This is a genomic window from Streptomyces sp. 150FB (assembly GCF_000818195.1).
Classification (GTDB): domain Bacteria; phylum Actinomycetota; class Actinomycetes; order Streptomycetales; family Streptomycetaceae; genus Streptomyces.
Genome location: NZ_JTHL01000001.1, coordinates 4892464 through 4912680, shown reverse-complemented (window position 1 = coordinate 4912680; position 20217 = coordinate 4892464). Strand labels below are relative to the sequence as shown.

Sequence of the window (20217 nt, the reverse complement as noted above, 5' to 3'; positions counted from 1 at the left end):
CGACTCCCCTACGAGTCCGGTACGGGGTTACGTCAGCGCCGGTCCCACTTCTGGTTGTCCGTGCCGCCGCAGGACCAGAGTTGGAGGACGGTGCCGTTGCCGGTGTTCTGGTCCTTCGCGTCGACACACTTGTCGGCGTTGAGGTTCACCAGGTCGCTGGAGCCGTTGAGCGAGAAGCGCTGGGACGCCGAACCGTTGCAGGAGGACAGCACGATGGGGGTGCCGTTGGCGCTCGAACCGCCGCTGAGGGTCATGCACTTGCCGAGCGAGCGGATGGTGCCGTCGGAGCGGATCTGCCACTTCTGCCAGGAGGCACCGGTGCAGTCCCAGATCTGGAGGCGGGTGCCGTTGGCCGAACTCCCGTTGGGCACGTCGATGCAGCGGCCCGACGCGTGACTGAAGATACCGACGGCGGCCACCGCGGCCGAGTTGCTCGTCGTCGCGTGGTGTGGGGCGGGCTTGCTCGTCTTCGGAGCCCCCTTGCTGTCGGACGACGTGCTTTTCTTCTTCGGCTTCGCCGGTGAACTCTTCTTCGGGGAGGCCGAGTTCTTCGCACCACCGGCGCCCGGTGCGTGCGGGGCACCGGCTGCGGGAGTGGACCCCTTCGGCAGTTGCGAGCCGCCCGGCCGGGGCGACGGGGAAGCGGAGTCGAACGCGCCGGGGATGACCGCACCTGCGGCGCCGCCGAGCAGGGTGCCCGGAGTGGAGACGGGCTTGTTCGGCCGGCCCTCGTCGCCGCCACCGCCCCTGACCAGGAACGGCACAGCGATCAGCAGGGCGCCGGCGATCGCCGCCGCGGCCAGCATGCTCTTGTGCGGACGGCCGGTCGTGACCTTCGTACGGGTGAGCGTCGCGGTACCGGCGGACGCGGCGCGGGTCTGGGTGGCGGTCGCCGTGGCGCCCCGTCCGTCGACGGTCGCGGTGTCGGTCGCGGCCACGGCGGAGGTCTCGGCAGCGGCGGTGGTCTCTGTCGTGCCAGGTACCGTCTCCCCGCTGTCGGGGCCGGACTCCGGGGTCGCGGTGGCCTCCGCCGCCTGCTGCTCGGTGTCCGGCTCGTCGGCTTCGTCGACCTCCTCGGGATCGTCCGGTCCTTCGGCTTTCCCAGCGTTCTCGGGGGCCTCGGAGTCCGTTGCGCGCGGCGGGGCCGCCGCCGGTCCGGAGGTCATCCCGGGCGCAGCCGCCGGGGCGGGCGGTGTGTTGGCGGTCGCGGCAGGTGAGGTGTTCTCGGCGGCCGGCGCCTCGGGGTTCGGCTCCGGCTTCGCGGTCCGGGACGCCGTCTGTGACTTTTCCTTACCGGCCGTTTCCGTCGATTCGTCTGTCATGGCATCTTTTCGGTAGGCGTCGTGGGGGCGGGGGTGAGCGCCTGAAGCGCGGCGACGAGTGCCTCGGTGTCGACCACCATGCTGACCGGGCCTGTCGGGTTGACGTACACCCGGTGTCCTTCGGGGAGTTGTCCGGCGACATCGGTCATGGGCAGTATCCGGGAAGCCAGTTGGCCGACGGACAGCAGGTGACTCTCCGAGGTGAAGATCGGGACGACGGCCGAGCCGTCGGGGGTACGGGCGGCCAGCGGCCCGCCGTCCGGGCCGAGCAGCACGGCCACTTCGGCGGAGGCCAGCAGGCGGGTCACGTCCTCCTCGGGCCCGTAGCCCGTGGAGGCGAGCTGGACCGCCTCGTCCACCGGGTCGGTGGGTTCCGGCCAGCCGAGCGTGGCCGGCGACGGACGGTAGTCGTCGTTGTCACGCCACTCGACCACACCGCCGTCCATGCCCGAACGCCACTCGCCCACCACGGCCCACTCCGGCGGGGGCCCCTCACCGCGCCACGCGGGGTCGACCGCGCCGAGCCAGTGGTCGGGGGCCAGCCGCGCGGCCGCGGCGATGTCCTCCGGGACGTCGGGGAGCGCCCGCGCCGCGCCGTCGTCGTCGTTCGCCGGCGGCTGCTGATCACTCACGGGTGGCCACTCCTTCGTCCTCGTCGGTGGGACCCGCCGGTACGGGCACGGGCACTGGTGTCGGGGCCGGGGCCGGGGTCGGTGCCCGGGTCGGCCTCGGTGTTGTCGAGCGTGACGGTGTCGGTGTCAGGTCGTCGTCCGACGCGTCACCGTCGGCGCCGTCGCCGTCGCCCCGGGAGCGGCGCGGTTCGAACCGTCGCCAGCTTCCGGGTGTGCCGTCCGGCCGGGGCTCCACCACCAGCGCCGCAGTGGTGGTTCCGCTCGGCGCGTACACCACGCGGCCCAACTCGTCGGCGACAAGCTGCGCGACCGTCATGTCACCGCCGATCTCACTGTCACCGACCGAGCACAACACCAACACGACCGGGGCCTCCGGCGCAAGGCGCGACAGGCTGCGACGACGCTTCAGGTATCCGCCGAGTTGTGTGCCGTCGACCTTTACGCTGCGTCCGCTCCAGGTGTGGAGGAGCGCCGTCACCGGGCTGCCGTGGGCGTTGAAGAAGTACGGTGTGACGCCCGCCGGCAGGTTGTTCCACGGAACGGGTCGCTCGGTCCCCGGAATCGGTGCCGTCTGCCGCTCGCCGACCGCGACGCCCTGGTAGAAGAGGGTCCGCGTCGACATCGACTCCTGGATGTCCTCCCGCTTCGCCTGGTCGGACGGGGTGTGCGAGGACCGGCCGACGGGCCTGCGGGTCGGAGCGGGGATCATGCGGACCGCGATGTCGGAGTCCGTCAGGATCTCCCGTTCGGAGGTCCGCAGGAGTCCGGTGTGCTCGGCGTCGGTGCTGCCCGGCTGCCCGAGGTCGTCGGGCAGGCTGAGCGTCCAGCCGCCGATGGGCTCCAGGTCGCCCGGCGTGGCGAAGTGGGTGATGCGCTGCCGGCCGCCGTTCTCGCCGGGGAACACCTCCAGCGGTCCGCTGAACGCCCAGACGGGCCTGCCCGTACGGGCCGCGATCAGCCGGGGCAGGTTCAGACCGCCGGCACCGCCGCGCGGAATCAGCAGGACGAGCGGCGCGCCCGCCGGGGCGTCGCGTACTCCGGTGTCGTCTGCCAGCACATCCGCGAACTCCTCGGGAGTGAGCTTCTGCGTGGTGCCGTCGGCGAGTTGGACCGTGACCCGGTCCTGGTCGCCGAGCGCCCTGATGAAGAAGGGCTCGGGCTGGGGCGCCCAACCGGGGTTCCTGGCCGAGTCGTTCCGCCACGGCGCCGCCACGGCCTTGAGTTCGTGGCGTGCCGTTCGCCCGTAGGGCGGAACGACCGGCCCGGCGAGGTGCATGCGGTCGGAGGCGATACCGGTGAACGGAGTCGCCGACCGTTCGGGGAAGGGTGTGAAGTCCCGGCCGGTCACCCGCGCCGCGTCGCCCGCTCCTTCGGTCAGCGAGGTCACGAGCGGAGTGGTCCGGTCGGTGGCGTCGGCCTCGTCCGGCCGGTCCGGGGGCCGGGGGGCCTCGGCCGGGACACGAACGAGCTTGGCGCGGAAGGAGAAACCGTGCCGCTGGGCGAAGTCGTTGAGCGCTGCCATGTTCCGCCGCCCCTCGGCCTTCGACGCGTCGTCCCAGTGGGTCAGCACCACCTTGGACACGTCCGCCCAGCCCAGCTCGCCGAGGATCAGCGCCCCGAAGTGCGCCTCGGTCGCGGGGCGCCCCGCGTCCGTCGTCCGCAGCAGTTCCAGATCCTGGGTGAAGCCGGACGCCTCGGCCAGCGCCAGCCGTACGGCCCGGCTGTCGCCGTGCGCCAGCAGCGGATACAGGGACGACATGGTCGAGCCGTGCCAGGGGCCACCGGGCTCCGTCAGGCCCTCGGACGCCGGGGAGTGGACCGTACGGCCGCGCACGTCCTTCTTCCAGTGGATGACCGCTCCGCCGGAGCGCCGGTCGCCGGAGCGCTGGAACTGCTTGGACACCAGAGCTGCGGGCAGCGTCCCGTTCCGGGGATCGTCGGCGGCCTCGGCGCCCAACGAGCGGGCCAGCAGCGGGCCGAGCTGCGCTCCGGGGTCGTCGGTGAGCGCGTCCAGCAGTGAACCGTCCCCCGGCAGCGGGGAGTCGAGACGTACGTTGCTGACCAGCGCGGTTCCGTCCGTGAGGTGTTCGTGCGCCTGCTCCAGAATCCCGTCCGGCTCGTCGGCGGGCGGCGGATATCCCGCGCCCCAGGGCTCCTTGGCGCTCCGAAGCCGCTTCGCCGCGTCAGCGAGGTCGCGGTCCCGGAACGCCCGCGAGCGGCGCTCGGCCATGACCAGCGCTGCCGCCGCTTCCGGGCCCACCCGGTCCCAGACGGCGGTGAGCCGGGCCAGCGGGTGGTACGTACGCAAGTCCTCGTCGGCCCGCACGAGTTCATGCCGGGCCACCGCGAGGGCCGAGGCGCGCTCGGCGTCGGAGGCGGGGGCCTGATCAGTGTCGCGGTGGGGATCGGGGCCGATGCCCAGTTCGGGGTCGAGTCGCCGTACGCGGTCGGACAGCATCGACGCCCGCTCCCACAACTTCTGCAGCACGTCCTCCGGATCCTCGTCGGAGAGCAGCAGCCGCGCGACCTCCAGGTCGGCGGCGGAGGGCACCATCCGCTGGCTGTCGTCGGGCGCCGCCCTGCGGTCGAGTTCGGCGCGGATCTCGGCGACCTGGTCACGCCAGATGGCGAGTTCACCGGTGACACCCGAACGGAGAGCGGAGGAGGCGGTGTGCCGCTTGGCGGAGCGCTCCAGCTCCCGGATCCGGTCTCCGCGGATTTCGAGCCCCTCCAGCAGATCCGGGTCGGGGGAGCGGAGGTACGGGCCGAGATCGCGTTCGCGCAGGGCGTCGCCGAGCCGGGCGATCTCCTGCACCATCCGTACGGTCGCGGCCTGTTGGCGCAGCCGCTCGTCGGACGGCGTGTCGGGGTCGCCGGCCTCCGCCCTGTCGAAGCGCTGCTGCACGGTCTTGCGCAGCACGCGTATACGGCGGTGCAGCTCAAGGTCGCCGTCGAACGGGTCGTCGGCCATCGGGCCCTTGCGCAGGCGCGGCTCGTCGGAGGGGTGGCGGGCCGGAGGCATGACCGCCGAATGCTCGGGGTCGTCCGCTTCGGCCTCGGTGTCCGGGCCGGGGCCCGGGTCCGCGTCCGTCTCAGCCGCCGCCGGCAGGTCAGGCTCGACGTCGTCCGCAGGGGAGACGGACGGCGGTGGCGGGTCGAGGAGTTGAGCGAGTTCCGGGTCGAACGTGGGCCTGTTCCGTACGAGTTGGGCCAGCTCGACCTCGCTCAGTCCGAGGTCGCGCAGCGGGATCGCGGTGGTCGGCTCCAGCGACCAGGCCGCCTTGGCGCTCGCGTTGTGGGGCAGGTCCTGGGCGTCGTCCTGGGTGACGGTCGTGTCGAGGAGCGCGGGGCCGGTCAGCCGCTCGCGCATCGCGTCCGTGAGATCGGCCTCGGTGAGGGGGCCGGGCTCCTGGAGTACCGGCTCCGGCTCGACGACCGGCTTGGACTCGACGACCGATTCCGGCTCGACGACCGGCTTGGGCTCGACCACCGGCTCGGACTCGACCGCGACCACCGGCTTCGGCGGTACGGGCGTCTCCTCAGCGGCGGGACGCGGCGCTGCCAGCAGGTATTCGCCGCCGCGCCGGTAGAGCGTGACCTGCCGGTCGCCCGCAGGCCGCTCCCCCGCCGGCCGGTCGGGCTCGTACACCGTCGACGTGCCGTCCTCGGCCACCACGGTGAGTGTCACCCGGTGAATGTCGGCGGCCATCTGCGCGGCGAGCCCCGCCGCCCCGTCGTTCCCGTCGCCCCAGTTGCGGCCGGTGAAGATCTGGGCCCGGATCAGCGCCCGTTCCTGGGCCCAGGACAGCTTCATCGAAGCGGGGATGCGGCCACCGTCCCGCAGGATTCGCTCGCGCTGGGCGGGGTCGGGCGTGATGCCGGCCCACCGCAGTTCGTCGGCGGTGAAGGGGGTGTCGCGGTCCAGGGTCGTGAACCGCGGCACCGTCCTGCTCTCGACCATGGCCGCTGTCTCACGCGGCCGGTCGGGATGGAGGGCGGTGGCGAGCGAGCTCCAGAAGCCGTTCCCGTCGCCGGTCGGCTCCACCAGGTCGTGGACGACGCCGTCGGGTCCGGTGAGGGTGGCGTTGCCCCCGGTTCCGGTGGTCACGCGGTAGGCACCGGCCGGCGCCTCCCAGGGCGCCTCGCTGTGCGCGACCTTCGGACGCGGCTGGTACAGCGGGTCGTCGGTCGAGGCGGTGCCGGACGTGGCGGTCTCCCCCGACGTGTCGGCGAGCGGATGGCGGACCGTCGTGGTGGTGGGCGCCGGTGGCGGGGCGAGAGGCTTCGGCGGCCCCACGACACCGTCGGGGACGGCGAGTTGGTAGTGCCGGTCCTTGAGACGCAGCACGACATGCGGCCCGGTCCGGTCGCCCGACGCCTTGTCCTTGGGCAGGAAGTCCTGGTGACCGCCGTCCGCCCGCACGACGGTGACGCGCGTGCCGAACGTACGCGCGACCAGGGCCGGCAGCACATCGGCGCCGCTGTGGTCCCAGCCCGCGTCGCCGTCGGCGAGGCCCGCCCTGCGGAGCTGGGCGTCGCCGAGCCCGGCGCGCTGCCCCGCCGGGAGTACGGCGTGCAGCGGCACATGTCCGTCCGCCGTGAACTCGGCCTGCTCCGGGCTGCCTTCCGGGAAGGTCACGCCCGCGTCCGCCAGCTCCTGCGCCGAGAAGGTGTCCGTGGTGTCGGGCGCGAGGTAGGCGAGCAGATCCGTGTTGTCCGGACTGTGGAGTTCGTCGGCGAGCAGGGCCCGCAGCGCGCTGATCGTCTCCGGGCGCCTCCTCACCGGCACACGTCCCGACAGGAGTTCGGGATCGGCGTGATGCAGCCCTTCGGCCACGGCGTGGTAGAACGCGTCGCCGTCCTCGCGCACATCACGGACGGTGTACGTCTGCCCGTCCGGCGAAGTGAGCGTGTCGGGTGTGCCGTTGACGCCGGGCTGCTCGGTGTACGGGGCCGGGGTCGGGGCCGGGGTCTCCGCCGCCGCCTTCGGGTCGCCCGTGGGATCGGGCGCCTGATAGGTGACCGGCTTCGGCTCGGCGACGCCCTGCCGCAGCGGGGTATCGGCCGTGTCCGTGGCCTTCGGAGCGCCCTCGGGCGTGGCGTCGGACGCGACGGCGGGCACGGCTTCCGGTGTGGCCCCGGCCGGCAGTGTGTGCCAGCGCGTGAGCCGGTCAGTCTCCGCCCGTACCCGGTGGAACTCGGTCGCGCCGGCCGCCGCCTCCGCCTTCCGCTCGCCCATCTCCCGCCAGGTGGCTGTGAGATCGGCGCGCTGCTCCAGGAGGGCCGCCCGCAGTTCCCGTACCCGTACCCGCGCGCGCTCCGCCTGCTCCGAGTCCGGGCCGTGCTTGGCCTTCTCCTCGTCCAACGCGCCCTTGGAGAGGATGAATTCACGGTTCGCGTCGTGGTGGGCCGTGCCCAGTGCGGGCATCTTCCTGCGCGCCGCCCAGTACGCCTTGTCGGCGGCGACCCAGGCGGTGCTCGCCTGCACGACCGCGTCCCAGGCGTCGGAGACCTGGGAGGGGAAGGTGCCGTCGTTGATGAGGCCGAGTTCCCTGGCCACGTCCTCCCGGATCCACGCGAGGACCTGGCTCTCCGTCTCCACAGCCTGTGGACCGGGCCTGACATGGCCGAAGGGACCCAGATGCTCGCCCAGCCACGAGATCGGCGCGCTGTCCTTGAAGGACCGCTCGACATCGGCGACGCCGAGCCACGTCGTCGGGATGGCGAAGAGGAACGAACGGCCGGTGGCGGGCTTGGGTGTGGCCTGTCCCGCCGTGGTTTCCGTGCGCCGGATGCTGAAAAGCTCGGTGCCGCTGAGGTCGGCGCCCGAGATGCCGGGCTGCGCCGCGCCCGAAACACCGCTGGCGAGGATCGGGCCGCCGCCCAGAGTGGGCTGCTGCGAGCCGCTGCGGCTTGCGTCGACATCGCGGGCCGACGTACTGCGCAGGGTGTCGTACATGCTGGAGTCGGGTGCCACGGAGAGCAGCCGGGCGGCCGAGAAGTCGGGCCGCGTGTAAACGCGGTAGTCGCCCTGCGCGCCCCCAGCGAAGGTGTCCTCGTTGAGGCCGGCCACCTGGTAGCCGTCGCTGTCCATGGTGTCGGGGAAGAACGCCGAGACGAAGGAGCTGCTCAGACCGTCGCCCAGGGCGAGCGACGAAGCGGTGCCGGGCCGCGTCAGACCGGTGTCGGTCGCCTTCTCAAGGGCTTTGGCCAGATCGGCGCCGTCGAGCTTCCCCGTGGCGCCGCGCGCGAACGTGGCGCCGTACGAGCGGGCCACCGCGAGATCGGCGGCCGCCCGCAGTCCGTCCAGGCCCACGACGCGGCGGACATGGAAGCCGGTGTCGGGCAGGACGGGCGGCTTGCCGGAACCGTCCTTGTTCCCGGCCGCACGCCACGCGTCGATCTTCTCCTTGGTGACGTCCTTGGGGCGCCAAAGGGTCGCGGAGGTAGGCAGTTTGGGCAGGTCAGGAGTGCCGAGAGGATCAGCGGCGGGGTCAGCGGGGGGCGCGACGGGGGCACTGGTGGTGTCCGAGGCGGTGGTGGCATCGGTCACCGGGGTGTTCAGGCTGATCGGCACCTGCTCCCTGATCCGCCCGACCTCGCCCTCCTCCGTGACGGACCGGCCGCCGCCGAGGTCGAGCCGCAGCCGCAGCCGGTAGCCGGTGAGGTACTCGGCGTACGGCTCGTTGGTGATGAAGTAGCCGTAGCGCATCCGGGTCGAGGACCGTGCCGTGGTGGTCTGCTGGGTGCTCGCCCCCTGCTCCCCGTAGGTCGGTCCGGCGGCGGTGACCACGTCGTTCCCGGTCCTGGCCCCCTCGCTCAGGCTGACACCGATCGCCTTGGTGCGGGTGCTGGACCGGGACTTCTCGCTGGTCTCCGTCGCGTAGCGGCTGTCGCTCAGCGACGTACTGTGCCCGAGCCCGTCGAACTCGGGCTCTCCCGGGACGAGTTCGACGGTGAGCTGGGCGGTGCGGCCGCCGATACGGACGGTGCGCACACCCGGTCCGCCGATCCGGGTACGGGATTTCACCCCGCCCGAGGTGAGGCGTTCGCGCAGGGCCCTGATCGCGCGCGGGGTGACGAGCGAGTGCACCCGGTCCCGGCTCATGTCGTCGACGCCCAGGTCCCGCAGCTTCCGGTCGAAGCCGGCGAGCACCTCGGTGGTGTCGAGCGAGTTCACCGGGTAGGAGCCGAAGGGGTTCTCCCGCAGCCACCCGGGCAGTTTCCAGGACGCTTCCGTGTAGCGGGGCACCTCGCCGAAACCGTCGTTCAGCAGCCCGAGGCGGTGCGCGGTCTTCTCGCTGACATGCCCCAACCAGTCGGCGGCGAAGCCGAGTTGCCGCCCCACCCAGTGCTGACGGGTCCAGGTGAGGAGCGTGTGCGCCGGCGCGAGCAGGCCGTCGGCGCGCACCGATCCGGCGATCTGGTGCTCGGTGTCGCCGACGACCAGCACCTTGGGGCTGCTGTCCTCGGGGCCGACTTCGGCGGTGACCGTACGGTTGACCGTACGCGTCAGACCACGGGTCCGGCCCCACCGGCCGAGGAGGCCGTAGTTCCCCGCGACGGTGGGCCCGACGGGGTGCGAGTGCATCGCGGACCCGGTGCCCGCGACGCTGAAGGTCTGGATGCGCGCGACGCCCCCGGACGCCTGGGTGTCGCTGCTGAGCGTCTGCTCCGTCTCGATCCCGACCGGCTCCGACACCACCCGCAGTGACAGCACCCGCATGCGGTGCACGAGCACACCGAGCCGGTTGAGATAGGGACCGGCGCCGAACAGGCCGTTGATCCGGGTGCCCGCGGGGCCCGACGACTGGTCGAAGCCGGCCGTCAGGTACTGCGAATCGAAGGGCCTGACCATGGACTCGTGCGCGGGGGCGCCGACCTCCCTGAAGTGCCACGAATCGTTCGACACCTCCTTCATGACCTGCTCGGCGCCTTCGCCCAACTCCTCGTGCGCACCCACCCCGACGACCGTGAAGGGCAGGTCGCCGAACGGATGCGCCGGGTCTCGCCGCGCGGCCCCCGGGCCGTCGCCGGTCGCCATCGCCTTCGCCGTCGGCCCGTCGAGTGTGCTGATCACCGGCGGCCGTGCGGCGGCCCGGCCCTGGTGCGGGTCGGTCGTGGGCGTGTGTTCGTCGGGTACGGCGAGCACGACCCTGCCGGCGACCGGGTCACCGGCCGTACCGCCCACGAGGTCGGCGTTCGCCTCCTTGCGCACGAAGAACCGCGTACCGAGCAGGCCCAGCGAAGCGGTCCCGCGCCACAGGTTGCGGAAGCGCCGGTAGCCACCGATCTCGGCGGTCAGCTCCAACTGGTACGAGTGGAGATGGGACGGGGCGGTGCTGATGCTGAGCGATTCGAAGGACACCGTCGAGCCGTAGCCGGTCCTACGCCCCTTCTGCCGGCCCCAGCGCGGTCCGACCTGAAGGGTGCCGATGTTCTGGGGGCCCTTGACGGCGTCGACGACGGAGTCCCGTACGGCCAGCGAGGCGTCGAAGCCGCCCTCGTAGCCCCGGACGACGTTCTGCGACCCGTCCAGCCGCTCGGTGCCGGGCGCGCTGCCGCGTACCCGCAGGTCGTTCTGGGTGCCCTCGTAGCGCCGGTCGGTGAGCGTCCCGTCGATCCACAGATAGCGATAGGCGCGCGTGAAGCGGCCCGGCGCGATCAGGCTGATCCGCAGGCCCGTCGTCACCACGGTCTCCAGGCTGCCCGCCATGCTGTGGTGCGACAGTGTGTTCATGACGGCCAGGGTGTTCTGGAGGGCCATCCGGTAGCGCTCGGCGTCATGCCAGCGGCTGTCGGAGGGATCACCCAGCTCCGACAACGGCGCGATCATTCCGGGGTACTTGGCGGCGGCGGCCCGAATGACCTTGTCGGTGAAGTCCTCCAGCAGCGAGCGCGGCGGGTTCTCGGCCGACGTGTCGGGGACGAACGCCTCGGGCCGGCTCATGCCGAGCATCGTCGGCCGGTCCGGGGTCAGGTAGACGGGCGCGTAGGGCGTGTTGTCGTTGCGGCCGCGCAGCTCCGTACCGTCGTCCCAGCCCGCCAGCCGGCGCGCCTCGGTCGCCGTCATCCGGTCGAGGCTCCAGGTGGTGAACGGCTTGGCCTCGGTGTCGCCGGTCTTGCGGACGTACACCGTCTTGTTCACCAGATACAGGTTGGTGGGCACCTTCTTCGCCTGGCCGACGATCTTCCGCGTACCCGAGCCGCCGAAGGTCGCGGCGTGCGTGGTGGAGCGCGCGTACCGCCCGAACGCACCGATCATGGCCCGCAGTCCGGCACCGGCCCCGAAGAACGTCGTCAGGTCGGCGCTCGGTCCGATGCTCGCGCTCAGCTCCTGGCTGTACGTCTTGGACAGCGTGCGCTCGGCCTTGACCACCTGCTGCATCGTGAGGCGCATCTCGGCGGCGGCGGTCTCGGTCAGGAGCGTCGCGTGGCCCGGCACCACCTTGTCCACGACAAAGGCGCCCAGCGGTGGCTGCTTGCGGCCCTCGCCCTGCAACTGGCCGGTGGTGACCTGGCCGTGGGACATCCGGTCCGACATCCGGTGGAAGTTCTCGGTGGTGAAGAAGTGAGCGATCTCGTCATAGGCGGCGCTGCCCGGGTCGGCGCCGACGCGCTTCAGCGCCCAGTCGCGGATCGACTTGACCGACCCGTACCCCTCGGTGCGAACCAGCCGGTAGTCGGAGGCGTCCGAAAGCTCCATCTCACGCGGCACACGTCCCCGCGCGCCCGGTGTGGTCTCGCTGTCGGAGAGCCGCACCGACAGGCCGTTGCGCACGGTGAACGAGAAGTGGTGCGTATAGGGGGTCGGCGCCTTCGGCGCCACCGGGCTGACGAGCTGCGCCTCGTACAGCACGTCGTCCAGATGCAGATGGGAGGCGTCACCCATCCGGGTCTCGGCCTGGCTCAGCGTCTGGTTCTGCATGGCGTAGTCGTACGAGCGGGCGTAGCCGAGCGCACCGCCGAGGCGCCCGTACGCGGCCACACCACCGGACGGCGGGCCGAGGGAGAAGCCGGGCGCCATCCGCAAGGCGGTGCTCTGCGAGGCGGTGCCACCGGTCGCCACCTGGCTGCGCTGCCCCCGGTCGAACTTGAACGGGGAGCCGTAACCGTCGCTGAACCGCTCCCAGTTGCCGTGCGGCTTGGTGCTGATCCGCAGGACCCGGACGTTGCCGCGCTCGTCCTTGAAGGCCGGCGTCTCGTAACCGTCGCCGTGCAGGACCCACGGCGTGTCGCGCATCGCGCGCTCCAGGTCCTGGAGCGCCTCGGCCTGCCCGTCGTTCCCCGTGCGGGAGAGGCCGGCTTCCTTGGCGATCTCGCTCAGCGCCAAGTCGCGGCCGCGCAGGGTGACATGGGCCTGGCCGTACGTTCCGGAGCGGCTGTCGCCGGTGCCGTCGCCGGTGCCGTCGCCGGTGAGGTACGAGGGCAGCTTGCTGCCGTCGGCGAACACCACCGGGCGGCCGGTGGTGGAGGGCCGGGGGAACGACCGGTCGATGCGCGGCGGACGGTGGACGCGGAGCCCGGTTTCGAGCCGGGTGCGGGGCTTGGCGGGCTCGTCGCCGGAGGGGGCCGGGGGCTTCGTGCCTTCGGCGAACCGTACTTTCTTCGGGGGCGTGGGGGCGGGGTCCGGATCCGAGTCGGGGTCCGGATCGGGGTCGGGGTCCGAGGCCGTGTCCGAGTGGTCGTCGGAATCGTCCGATTCGTCGTCGGAATCATCCGGGTCGTCGTCGGAATCGTCGGGGTCAGCCGGGTCATCCGGGTCGTTCGGGTCGTCCGCCGGCGGGGTCGGCGGGGGCTCGCTCTCGTCGCGCGGGCCGCCCACTGTCACATCCCACGAGTCGTGCGTGACCGGGCGCGCCAGGGCGTTGACCGAAGCGACGAAACCCGTGACCAGGTCCCGCAGTTCGCCGGTGCCGGTCGTCTCGCCGAGGACCGACTCGACCGTCGCGATCGCGGTCGTGCCGCGCTCCCCCGTCGGCATCTCGGCGTAGTCGCCCGTCCCCTTGCGGATGGCGAGCAGTGTGCCGCCGCCGGGAGGGGAGAGCCGGGACAGCAGCTCCAGGCTCTTCCGGAACCCTTCGTCCCCCGCCGTCGCGCCCTCGCCCCGTCCGGCGCCCGTGCCGGCCAGTGTGCCGCGCGCGGCGGACATCAGCCGGTCCAGGTACTTGGCCGACCGGTAGAAGGCGGCGCCGCTGTTGTCGCCGTAGTGCTGAAGGTCCTTGAGGAAGTCGCCGAACTGCTCGTTCATCGACTGGAGTCGCTGCGCCGGCGACAGCGGAACCGCCCCGCCCGCCTGCTGGTTGGCCACCACGTCGAGCAGGGCGCCCTGCGAGTGGTACGCCTCCATCGCATGGGTGAGCGAGGAACTCGTCCGCTCCTGCACCGCATGGGCGAGCGAGTCCAGCGCCCGTGCCTCGTCGAGTTGCAGGCTCGCGCGGCGGCGCGCGTAGTACCGCCGCTCCAACCCCCGTGCCTCGTCGAGCTGCTGGAGGTAGAGGGCGTTCTTCGCCCGCACCGTGAGGTCCGCCTGGTCACCCTGCTCCGGCCCTGCCCGCCTCGCCAGGTCGAGGTCGTCCGCCGACCGCCCGACCAGCGCGTCGGCTGCCGTGTGGCGGACCCGCGCCTCGGCCCGCGCCCCGTGGTCGGAGGAGAGCAGGTCCTCCACGCGCGCCGTGTACGCCTTCCACTGCGCCTCGGTCATGTACAGCCGGACCTTGGACAGCGCGGCGACGTCCTGGGTGTACGCGATCGCCCGCCTGCCCGGCCCCGACACACCGGCGACGGGCGGCCTGCGGCCCGCGCCGGGGAGCGGCTTCTCCGGCAGGAAGGCGTTGGCATAGATGTTGGTGTCGAAGACCGTCGCCGCCTCCCTGCCCCAGTCCGCACGGAAGCGCCGGTTGAACTCGTCGGCCACGGCGGTGTCTCCGGGACCGCTCAGTGTGACGTCGTAGTCGGAGGTGAGGTCCGTACTGCCGACCGCCGCGTGGCTGACCTCCGGGTGCGGGGCGAGGACGTCGGCGAGCAGTCCGTCGACGTACTGCTTCCGGAAGTCGATCAGTTGGCGCATCGTCCCGGTCCTGCCCTCACCGAGGTACGTGTGCTTGGCCCGCTCCCAGTTGCCGCCGCCCTCGGCCAGCAGCCGCTTGCCCTCGGCGAAGACGACCGGGTCGAGGAACGGAGGCTGCTGGGCCGGGGGATCCTGGGAAGCGGGATCCTGGGCCGGAGTCAGCGCCGAGTAGTGGTTGGTGCCGTTGTACAGCACGTGCAGGGTGGGAAGGTCGTCGCGGCCGTCACCGAGCAGGTGGTGGGACGTTCCGTCGGTGTTGACCGGCACGATGTCCAGCCCGAGGCTCATCGCGAGCGCTTCGGGCGCCCGCTCGAAGAACGGAGTCCCCCACTGGTTCACATCCCGGACCGCCTGGACGGTCAACGCCCGGACCGTGGCCCCCTGAAGCTCGGACAGGGACGGCGCGTGCGGCGCCCACCGCGGGTAGTTGATGTCGACCAGGTCCCGCCACAGGTGCTCCGCCTCGGGGCCGCCCGCGACCAACTCCACCTGGAGGCTTTCGCGTAGCTCGCCCAGGGGCCGCTTCGCCGATACGCCGAGCAGGGCGGCCATGGTCGGCCGGTCGAGGTCCTCCACGATCACGTCGAGCGGGCGCTGACTCTCCAGTACGGCGTCCAGGGCATCCGTTTCCTCCAGCCAGTGCGCCGCCGTGTCACGCAACTGCCGTACGGACATCCGGGAGACGGGGGAGCCCGGGTGCTGGTGCGCCATGCCGACGATGACCGAGGTGAAGAAGCAGTCACCGTCGGGCGGTACGGGCCGTTCGTCGAGCGCCGGCCGGTCTCCCCGGGCTTCGATGTGCAGGCGATCGGGGTCGGAGTCGGCTGCGTCGTCCTTGGTGCCGTCCTCGCCGTCGCGCTGCTCGTCGAAGACCGGCGTCGCGCTGGGAAACGCTGTCGCGGAAGGCCTGTCCTCCGTACCGGAGTTGTCACCTGTGTTTGCCACGTCCACCGGCGCGGGGAGCTGGGTCGTGAGGATGTCCACCGAGGCGCCGGGGTCGGCGGTGGCGACCGCGCCCGCTGCCGTGAGCACGCCCGCCCAGTGCGCGGGGGTCTGCTCGGCACCCTCGGGCAGCCCGTGCACGTCCCGCGTGATGGCGCGCAGTACGTCCGGGGTCATGCGCCCCGCGGTGTGCTTCGCCGGCGAACCGTCGGTGCCCGCGTTCCAGCGCAGGCCGTCCAGCGCCGCCAGCCCGCGCAGCAGGGCGGGGTGGTCGGGGGAGTCCTCCACGTCCGTGCCGAACGTTCCGCGCAGCGTCCTGACCAACTGCAGCGTACGGGTGCGCGTCCACGGATCGACCGGCCCCGGCCCCTCGTGCAGACCGGCGGCGGCGGCCATGGCCTCCAGCGCCGCGCCGGAGGGCTCCGGGGTGAAGGCGATCCACGTACCGGGCGTCCCGTCCGGCTCCGCGTACAGGATCGGCCGCACCTGACCGCCGGGGGCGACAGCCGAACCGGCGTCGGTCGTCGGCGCGTGCACCACGCGGCCCGTCACATTCGCCACATGCTGGGCCACCGAAAGCCCGCCGTGCTCCGGCGACTTGCCCGTCGAGCAGGCGTACAGCACGATGCGCCGGTCGTCCGGACCGAGATCCTGGTTACGCACCAGGTAACGTCCCAGCTCGCGTCCGCTGACCCGTACCTTCGAGCCGTCCGCACGCGCGAGGGCGACCCGGGTCGGCTTCCCGTGGCCGCCGAAGAACGTCGACTTCGTACCGTGCCAGGGGGTCGCCTTCGGCGGGGTCGTCGGTACGGAGGCCGAGGTGCCGCGGTCGACATAGGTGTCGCTGCCGACGACCAGCGGGAAGCGCGTCCGGCGCTTCGACCAGTCCGCGTCGGTGTACGAAGCGCTGCCGACCTCCTCGCTGTCGGGGCCCGTCACCGGCCTGCTGATCACCTCGCTGTCCGGGACGAGGCGGTCGCCGTCCAGCGAACGTACGCCGGGCGGCGGCGGCGTTCGCCTGTCCTGAGGCCCCGTCCCGGTGGGGGGCGGTGTGCCGGTGGTCGGCGGCGGGGTCCCACCGGAAACGGAGTCGCTGTCGGCGTCGCTGTGGGTGTCGCTGTCGGTGTCGCTGTCCGGCGACCACGCGTCGATGGCCGCCTGGAGCGAGGTGACCATCTGGGGGACGGAGCTGCCGCCCTGGAACAGATGGTGCAGATCGTCGGAGATGACCGGCGGAAGTCCCTGCTCCAGCAGCAGCCGGGGCAGCAACAACTGCACGTTCAGCCGGCGGTTGGCGTCGTTGAACGGGTGGATGACCTGGAGTGTGCGCACCGTTCTCGCGATGGAGCCGAGGATGTCAGCGTCGGTCCGGGCCTGCGCCACCTCGTCGTAGTGGCGGGTGAACACCGCGTCCACCAGAGCGGGCGCCTCGCCCAGGGCGTAGTTGGTCTGAATCGCGGGATTGGCGAAGTGCACCCGGCTCATGATGGTGACCGGCTGGACGTTCACCCGCCCCGCCGCCCAGTTGTGCGTGGTCAGGTCCAGGACCAGCGGGCGCCCCAGCAGCGTCTCCTCCAGCAGGTCGGGGCTCAAGTCCTGGGCGCGCAGCGGGAAGTTGGTGGTCGCGCCGCCCGACCACCAGAACGGCCTGCCCAAGTTGCTGGTGACCAGGTTGTGCAGACCCTCGTACACCTGTGAGTCCATGCGCTGCGACACGGCGTCCACGTCGTCCAGCGCCGCGCGGTAGGCCGACACCATGCTCGCCTGGAACCCGGGCGACTGGTCCTCGTCGTAATACCGCCCGACGTCGCCGTAGCGCTCCGGATCCCGGTTGAAGGCCTCCAGCGCCTGGGTGTGATGGCGGGGGTCGATGTAGAGCCGCCACCAGGCGTCCTCCGGCAGGAACGTCGAGAGCGGCGTCGGCCCTTCCGTCTCGACTCCGCCCGTTTCTTCGGGCGTTTCCTCGGCCGTCTCATCGGACGTATCTCCGGACGTATCTCCGGTGTCCCCCTGGTCCATGGGCCCGTCGCTGTCGACGAGCGTGCCGGTCATGGAGTCTCCGAAGAGATCCATGTCGATGTCGAGCCCGTCGTCGGAGTCCTCGGAGTCCTCGCCGCGGTTGTCAGCGGAGTGGCCGTCGGTGGCCGGGCTCGTGACGGGGGCCGGCGCGGAGGACGTCGTGACGGTCCTGGGTTCCGGCGTGGGCGAACGGTCGAAGTCCGGAGCCGGGGACTCCGTGCGCGGCGGCGTACGCACGCCGTCCGAGTCCGCGTCCGAGTCGGAGACGGCGGGGCTGTGTGGACGGTTCGGAAGACCGCCGCCGTCCGAGACCGTCGATATGTGCGGCGGCGCCGACGGCACGTCGGAGAACGCGAAGGCGAGCGCTTGCAGCACCTGGTCGTTGCGCGGGATCGGCGGCGCGGGGGTGCCGTCGGGCCCGTAGCCCGGGTAGGGGCTCTCCAGGTCGTGGACCGTGACCTCGTCGCCCGGCCCAGGCCGGGTGTACATCATCCGGTGGCCCATGTCCCAGGCGTACGGCTTGAGTACGATCGCCCGGTCGGCCCCGAGATGGTCCAGGAAGTTCTGCGCGGTCTCGTCGTCGCCGAGCCGGTCGCTCGCCGCGACGATGACGAGCGAGTCACCGGCCGGGCCGGTGCCACCGGTGGTACGCGGATCCGGCTCCCCGACGGTGGGATCGAAATTGTCGGTCTGCCAGTTGATGCGCCCGCCCAGGTCGTCCGACACCAGAAGCTTGAGCTGCTCCTGCACGCTCTCGGACGCGATCACCGTGGTGTCGCCGTGGTAACCCAGCTCGTACAGCGAGTCCATCATCATCGTCGCCGCTGCCTGGTGACGGTAGTTCGCCGCGTGGTCCACGACGACGGTGACGCCCGGGAGTTGGCTGAGCTGATCGTGGACGGCCCTGCGCTGCTCGATCTCGGCGGGGGTCGGCGGTGCGTCGCCCCGGTGGTCGGCGATGTCCTGGATGAGTGTGTCGTGGTGCTCCGGAGGCGCGGTGAACAGTTGGTGCCAGGAGTCGTGTTCGGTCGGGGGCGCGGAGTTACCGCCCCTGTGCGCGCCGCCGGGGGTGGGGTTGGGCGTGGGTGCGGGTGCGGGGGTGGACGCGGCGGGGGTGGGACCTGGTGTGGGGGTGGGCTGAGCCTGGATGACCGCCGGGGGCGGCTGGTCCTGAGACTGGTCGTGCGATTGGTCGTGGGACTGGTTCTGGTTCTGCGGCTGGTCGTGCGGCTGGTTCTGGTTCTGGTTCTGCGACTGGTTCTGCGGACCGTCCTGGGAATCGTTCTGCTGCTGGTCCTGGTCCTGGTCCTGCTGCTGGTCCTGGTCCTGCTCAGGGGCCGGCTGAGGAGTGTGCGTCGTCGTGTCGGAAGACGTCGTGGGTGTCGGCGTGGGCTGCGTGTGTACGGCCGGAGGGGGCGGCTGCTGCTGGGGCTGGTTCCCCGGCTGGTGCGCGACCGGCGGGGCGGTGTCCGGCGTGGTCTCGCCGTCGCTTTCGCGGATTTCGTCCGTCAGGTTGTTGTCGTCGTCCGTCGGCGTGTTGTCGTGCTGCGTGTTGTTCTGCGGCGTGTTCTCGTGCCCGCCGACAGTGGGAGGAGGCGTACTGCTCGGTGTCCCGGAACCGGGACCGGGACCGACGCCGGAACCGTTGTGAGAACCGGAACCGGAACCGGAACCGTTGCCGGCGCCCGAGCCGTCGTGCGTGGCCGGCGGCGGGTCGAAGGAGTTCTCCCCGCCGGACACGGTCTTCACCGGCGGCACCGGCGTGAACTGCCCGTCCTCGCCGTCCGGGGGCTGCTGGACATCGGAATCCGAGACGTCCGGACCGGCACCCCGCGTGGTCCCGCCCCCGCCGCCGGGTGCCCCGCCGCCCACACCGCCACGGGTACCGCCGCCGCCACCAGGGCTGCTGTCGCCGCCGCCGTCGGCGTTGTCGTGGGAGACCGTCGGCGGGGCGGTCGTGAAGGTGTTCTTGAACCAGTTGCCGGTGTTGACGGCTCCGCCGTGCAGCATCGACTCGACCTTGCCGCTGATACCCGATCCGAGGAACGTGTCCCAACTGGTCGACCAGTTGCCCGTGAACAGGCCCTGCCCGAGGATCTCCGCCAGCGACTCCGACCCACCCTCGGCCAGGAAGTTCTTGCTGTCGTTGCCGGCGTTGCCGAGGAGGTTCCTGGTCCAGGGCGAACCGCCGTTGACGGTGTGGGGACGCGGAGACGGCTTCGGCGTGTTGTGCGGGGTCGGCGTGTTGTGCGGCGTGGGGGTGTTGTGCGGCGTAGGCCCGTTGTGCGGCGTAGGCGTGTGGTGCGGAGGCGGCGTGTGGTGCGGAGGCGGCGTGTGGTGCGGAGGCGGGTCCGGGGTGTGGTGGGGCGTCGGCGTGGGACTGCCGTGCGGCGTGGGCGTGTGGTGCGGGGTGGGCGGATTGTGCGGCGTCGGGGGGTTGTGCGGGGTGTTCGGCGGGTCGAACTTGTGCCCGGGTCCCTTGCCGAACGGGCTCGGGATGTTGTCGAAATTGTTCTTGAAGCCGTTCTTGAAGAAGTCGCCGAACTTGTCACCGAGGCCCGAGATCCCGCCGTGGAACAGGGAGGCGAACGCGCCGAACGCGCCGTCCTCGGCGATCTGCGTCCAGTCGAACCCCTTGGGGCGCCTGCCGTCCGGGCCCGCGACCATCATGGCGAGACGGACCGCGAAGGTCTGGAACGCCTCCTCCAGGAACTCGCTCAGCGTCGGCATCAGATGCGTACGCTTCAGCAGTTCGTCCATCACCGTCAGCACCACGACCCGGCTGCGGGCCCGCGCCACCGCAGCCTCGCCCGCCGACGAGCCGCCGCTGAAGATCGACATCACCAGGATGATCGCGAGTTCGATCAGCAGCCGGATGATCTCGGCGATGATCTGCCACTTGGACTCGGTGATGTTCGAGGACGTCTGGACACGTCCGTCGGCGACGTCGTCGAGTTGCTTGGCGAACTCCTTGAGGTAGTTCGTCCCGCCGTCGTTGACGAAGGTGTTCATGGCCCGGACATAGTTCTGCCCCACCTCAGGAGGCAGCGCCTTGCCCGTGCTCACCACCGACTGCTCGATGAGGTCCGACAGTTGGCCAAGTCCCCGGCCCAGCCGCTTGTACGGCATGTGGCTGGCGTACGCCAAGTCCTCGTTCGCCTGCATCAGCCGTTCGCCGATGAGTACGAAGAGCAGGTTGTTGATGGCCGGGGAGGCCATGATCGCCATGGCG

General features: G+C 71.7%; 3 protein-coding genes. All 3 read right to left on the bottom strand.

Annotated elements, in window-relative coordinates:
- Positions 1-32: 32 nt before the first annotated feature.
- From QR77_RS20970 to QR77_RS20960, 3 genes are read right to left on the bottom strand one after another with little or no spacing between them, the layout of a single operon-like run.
- Entirely contained in the window at positions 33-1322 is a 1290-nt protein-coding gene (locus QR77_RS20970; protein ID WP_052488945.1) for an RICIN domain-containing protein, read from the bottom strand.
- The gene (locus QR77_RS20965; protein ID WP_078876963.1) at positions 1319-1954 is read right to left on the bottom strand and encodes a type VII secretion system-associated protein; all 636 of its coding nucleotides are present in this window, start codon (positions 1952-1954) and stop codon (positions 1319-1321) included. The genes QR77_RS20970 and QR77_RS20965 overlap by 4 nt, the downstream gene beginning before the upstream one ends.
- A complete protein-coding gene (locus tag QR77_RS20960; protein ID WP_040023575.1) occupies positions 1947-20213 on the bottom strand; it encodes a hypothetical protein in 18267 nt (6088 codons plus the stop codon). Before QR77_RS20960 ends, QR77_RS20965 begins: the two co-directional genes overlap by 8 nt.
- Positions 20214-20217 lie beyond the last annotated feature (4 nt).

Coding starts and splice junctions, on each gene's coding strand:
- QR77_RS20970 (WP_052488945.1), bottom strand. CDS start 1,322: ATGACAGACGAATCGACGGAAACGGCCGGTAAGGAAAAGTCACAGACG.
- QR77_RS20960 (WP_040023575.1), bottom strand. CDS start 20,213: ATGGCGATCATGGCCTCCCCGGCCATCAACAACCTGCTCTTCGTACTC.